This is a genomic window from Pseudomonadales bacterium (assembly GCA_013215025.1).
In the GTDB taxonomy this organism is placed as follows: Bacteria; Pseudomonadota; Gammaproteobacteria; order Pseudomonadales; family DT-91; genus DT-91.
This window is the reverse complement of sequence record JABSRR010000010.1, coordinates 1-4,659: the sequence shown is the minus strand read 5'-3', so window position 1 is coordinate 4,659 and position 4,659 is coordinate 1. Positions and strand designations below refer to the sequence as shown.

Sequence of the window (4,659 nt, the reverse complement as noted above, 5' to 3'; positions counted from 1 at the left end):
AATAATGAGCCTAGCATAATGCCAAACCCCGTACAGGCTAGTATGCCTTGAATCACTACCGTATTATTTTCATGCAATACTTCCTTGGCGTAGGCGGGAAACGCAGCTAATACAATTTGTGAAATCGACCAAAATAAGCAAAGGCCAATAATTGACAGCATAATGGTGCGGCGTTCACGAATAAGCTGAATGTTTTGTTTAAAATACTCCCCTTTAAGGTATCTGCTTAGTAATAATTGCTTACTACTGTCGCCTGCACGTGTTGATTTTAGTTTCAAGCTAATAAGGAATTCCAATACAGCTAGCGCGATTAATATCCAGCCGATCACAGCTATTTGCTGTAATAAACTAGAGGCTGGATCTGCAGCGTTTTGCAGTAATTGTTGGTCAAACAGCGATTCAAATATAATTGAAAAGAAAAACGTAGCAAATAATATAGAGACAATAGTCACGGCCTGCACAAAGCCATTCGCCGTGGTTAGTTTTTCATTACCAACGAGCTCGCGGATATAGCCATATTTGGCGGGCGAATAAATCGCTGATTGCACAGCTAAGAAAAGCGTTAGCGCAAATGCCAGCCAAAACCAGCCTTGATAATAAGCAAAGCAGATGACAGCAGTTGCCGCTATTGCCATAGCAGCAGTCAGCTGAATAACGCGGTGCTTAGCAAATCTGTCAGAAATAAAGCCAGCCGGTGTGAAGAGTAGAATAAATGGTAACAAAATAAGTGCGTTGACAATCGCAGTCAGCATAATTTGCTGTTGTCCGTCATAGAGCTTGAACACCATATTTTGAATGATGATTTTATGCCCTAAGTCGATAAACGCATTCAGGAATGCAACGCTCAGATAAGCGATGAATCCCTGGGTATTAAGCACCTTCATGTTGCGAGCTATTCAGAAAAGGAAAATACCGTGGCTTTTTGTTCAGTGAATTTGGCTATGGCATGCAGTGATTTGTCGCGCCCGTTGCCAGATTGTTTATAACCACCAAATGGCATCGTGATATCGCCAGCGCTCCAGCCATTCACCCATACCGAGCCTGCACGTAGGCGTTTAGCAACCCGATGTGCGCGATTGATATTGTCAGTCCAAAATCCGGCTGCTAGGCCATAGCAGCCATAATTCGCCAGGCGAATCGCTTCGTCTTCGTCAGTGAAGCTGCTAATCGCTAACACAGGGCCAAACACTTCTTCTTTAAATAAGCTCATGGTTTCGGTAACGCCGCTGAAAATAGTCGGCGGCATATAGTAGCCACCCGTTTCAGTAAGAATGGCCTCACCGCCGCATTCCAGTATTGCACCTTGAGCTTTGGCTTCATGGATAAATGCTTCAACCTGCTTTAAATGTGCAGCATCGACCAATGGCCCCATATAATGCAAAGGATTGAGTGGATCGCCGGGCTGCATTTTAGCCGCTAGCGCAACCAGTTTCTCGGTCACGCTGGCGGCGATCGATTGCTCAACCAACAGCCGTGAGCCTGCAACACAGACTTCGCCCTGATTAAAAAATATGGCGTTGGCCGAACCTTGGCAGACCTTGTCGAGATCCTGCGCGTCGGCAAAGATGATGTTGGGGCTTTTGCCGCCGCATTCGGTATACACTTTTTTCATGTTCGACTGGCCGCTGTATTCCATCAGACGTTTACCGGTCGCGGTAGAGCCGGTGAATACCAGGCAGTCAACATCCATATGCAAGGCCAGTGCTTGACCTAAGTCATGGCCAAAACCCGGCAGTACATTGAATACGCCATCGGGTATGCCGGCGCTTTGCATAATTTCTGCAAGCTTGATGGCGGTCAGTGAGGAGCGCTCTGAAGGTTTTAAAATCACGCTATTTCCTGCCGCCATGGCAGGCGCTAACTTCCACGCGGCCATTAACAGCGGAAAGTTCCAGGGGATAATCGCTGCCACGACACCTAGCGGCTCTTGCGTGACAATGCCAAGCTTACCTTGGTTGCTGGATGATACCTCGCCATAGACTTTATCAATGGCTTCGGCATACCAGTAAAATGATTCGGCAGACTTGGGTATATCTAAGTTAAAGCTGTCGCGTATATTTTTACCCATATCGAGTGTTTCAAGTAATGCCAACTCTTCGCGGTTGGCCTCGATGAGCTGAGCGACTTTGTTTAATACAGCCTTTCGTTGCTGAGGCGATTGATTGGCCCAGCTACCCGATTCGAAGCTTTCTCTAGCAGCCTTGACTGCAGCGTCAACATCATCGGGTCCGCAGCGGCAGACTTCGGTCAGTTGCTCGCCATTAGCGGGGTTGATCAAGGTAAACGTTTCGCCGCTGGCGGCGTCTTGAAATGAACCGTTAATAAACGCTTGGGTATTCAGCGTTAATGCTTTGGCCTTACTGGCCCAGTCTTGTTCGAGAGGATTAGTCATTTTAGATTCGTCGTTTTTTATTCGAAGTAAGGTTCAAGCTTAACAGAATGAAAAGCACAGCCCTATCAAAATAACAGTAATGGCCGGCAAAAAGGTGTAAGATGGTAGCTTTTTAATCTTGCAGTAATATGTCTTCCAGTCACAGCAATATGGCATTTGTTTACGCCTTTTTTATGAGCCTTGTGGCTGCCACAGCGGCTGCAGTAATTAAGTATTTGGCCGCAACCGTCAGTGTTGAGTTTATTACTTTTTGCCAGTTCGCTATTTGTTTACTGGTAAGCATCGCAGTGTTGCATAAAAAAAGCCTCGGCATCGCTGCCGTATTAGCCATCGAAACATCAGACCGGCTGACGATGTTCATCCGGGGTGTGAGTGGCTTGCTAGGTTTTTATGCATTTTACTTAGCGATTGAAAACATCCCGCTGGTCGATGCGACGCTTTTACGTCACAGTTCGCCGTTGTTTGTGCCCTTGGTGGCATGGCTTTGGCTACGCAACAGTACTCAGCTGCGCTCGCTTGCGATAATTCTGCTGGGCTTTGCTGGTGTCTACATTGCCTTGCAGCCAGATTTGCGCCAACTTAACCCTTACCACCTAATTGGTCTTGGCTCGGCATTATGCCTAGCGATATCGATGGTGAGCACCAATTACTTAAAAAAATACGATGCAGCAATCGTGTTATTTTATTATTTCTTGATTTCAGTGCTGGGGATGTTGCCGCTGGCGGTTCAGTATTGGCAGTCGGTTAACCTCCTGCAGTTGCTATGTATCGGCTATGTGGGCGCATCCATTTATATCGCCATGTATCTCTACAATAAAGCGTTTACACTTTCTAATGCCTCGCTCGTTGCACCCATGACATATTTATCGATCGTCCACGCAGGTTTGCTGGACTGGCTTATTTGGCAGTATCTGCCTTCTTGGTTGAGTTTGCTGGGTATGGCCATCGTAGTGGCTTGTGGCTTACTAACGACATTATCTGGGCGGGCTAAATCAGCACGTGCCTAGTGTAAGCGTATCGGGTCTGGGCGCAGCTCTTGACGAAATACGGCTAGCTAAGGCTTCTCAAGGCTTGATTTCGGTTCAGGGTTTGATTGTGGCTTAGTGCTCAAGGCTGTTCGCTTTGCGAATAATCGGTTTGATAGTCAGACCCTGCACAATAATTGAAAAAATCACACAGCTAAATGTCATCATGATGATCAGCTCTCGCAGGTCAATGCTTGGTTCTTTTACTAGGCTGATGCCGGCCGGAATAGACATGGCCATAGCTAAGGAAAGGCCACCGCGTAAGCCACCCCAGACTAGAATAGGCACGGTTAATGGATTATAGCGCTGGCGAATGCTTAAAAGACTAAACGGTAGGCCAATGCTGATTAACCTAGCCAGCAGTACTAGCGGGATAATAGCCGCCAAAAGCCAGCTATATACGCTATGAAAGTCAAAGCTCAATATGACTAAGCCTAATAGTAAGAAAATGATATTGTTTAGCCAGCTTTCGACCACATGCCAAAAATGACTGATAGTGGCAATATGATGACGGTCTTCGACATGCTCACGAGTCACATTGCCAAGATATATGCCAGCCACCACCATTGCTAAGGGCCCAGATACCTCGATGCTTTGCGCCATGGCATAGCCAGCCGTAGGCAGCATCGCGCTGAGTAATAATACCATCGACGATTGATGGCTATGGCGTATCATTTGATCGACCAGCCATGCGGCCACGAAGCCAAATACAATACCGCCGACGACTTCTTTGAGGAAGAGCTCGCCAACGCTGAAAACGCTGACTTCAGTTTGCTCAAAAGCAATGGCTGAGAGTGTCACAAATACGACCAGACCTAGGCCATCATTAAATAATGACTCGCCTTCGATTTTAGTCGCAATGGCCTCGGGCGCTTTGAGTTTTTTCACGATCGCTAAAACGGCAATAGGGTCGGTAGGAGAAATCACCGCGCCGAATAATAGACAGTAAATGAGGTCTAAATGATAGCCTAAAAGCTTGAGTAAATAGTGCAGACCAAAGCCGCACAGCGCCACCGACAAGGCGGTTGAAAAAATCGCCAGTACGGCAATCTCAAGTCGTTGACGATACAGGCTTCGCAGGTTGATACTTAGGCCGCCGGTAAATAATAAAAAGCCAAGAATGCTTTTCAGCAACAGCTCATTGAAATGCAGCTCATTTAACAGCTGGTCAAGATGGATGCTTTCGGGCAACAGTTCAAGCTTGCCAAGCACAATTGCACTAAGCGCCATCATTAGCGCAGC

General features: G+C 46.9%; 4 protein-coding genes. 1 reads left to right on the top strand and 3 read right to left on the bottom strand.

What is annotated here, in order from left to right; genetic code table 11:
• Together HRU21_01505 and HRU21_01500 are read right to left on the bottom strand one after the other, a co-directional pair.
• On the bottom strand, positions 1 to 884 hold an 884-nt coding region (locus tag HRU21_01505; GenBank protein ID NRA40963.1), incomplete at its 3' end, for an MFS transporter.
• Between the two features lie 8 nt (positions 885 to 892).
• Positions 893 to 2,392, bottom strand: coding sequence for an aldehyde dehydrogenase (locus HRU21_01500; protein NRA40962.1), 1,500 nt, complete (start codon positions 2,390 to 2,392; stop codon positions 893 to 895).
• Between the two features lie 128 nt (positions 2,393 to 2,520).
• On the opposite strand from HRU21_01500, the gene HRU21_01495 reads away from it, so the two are divergent.
• Positions 2,521 to 3,399 (top strand): DMT family transporter, encoded by an 879-nt coding sequence (locus HRU21_01495; GenBank protein ID NRA40961.1) that lies wholly within the window; start codon positions 2,521 to 2,523, stop codon positions 3,397 to 3,399.
• 93 nt (positions 3,400 to 3,492) lie between these two features.
• Here the strand turns inward: HRU21_01495 and HRU21_01490 are convergent.
• Positions 3,493 to 4,659, bottom strand: a 1,167-nt coding sequence (locus tag HRU21_01490; protein NRA40960.1) for a sodium:proton antiporter, incomplete at its 5' end; no start/stop codon positions are given.

Coding starts and splice junctions, on each gene's coding strand:
- HRU21_01500 (NRA40962.1), bottom strand. CDS start 2,392: ATGACTAATCCTCTCGAACAAGACTGGGCCAGTAAGGCCAAAGCATTA.
- HRU21_01495 (NRA40961.1), top strand. CDS start 2,521: ATGTCTTCCAGTCACAGCAATATGGCATTTGTTTACGCCTTTTTTATG.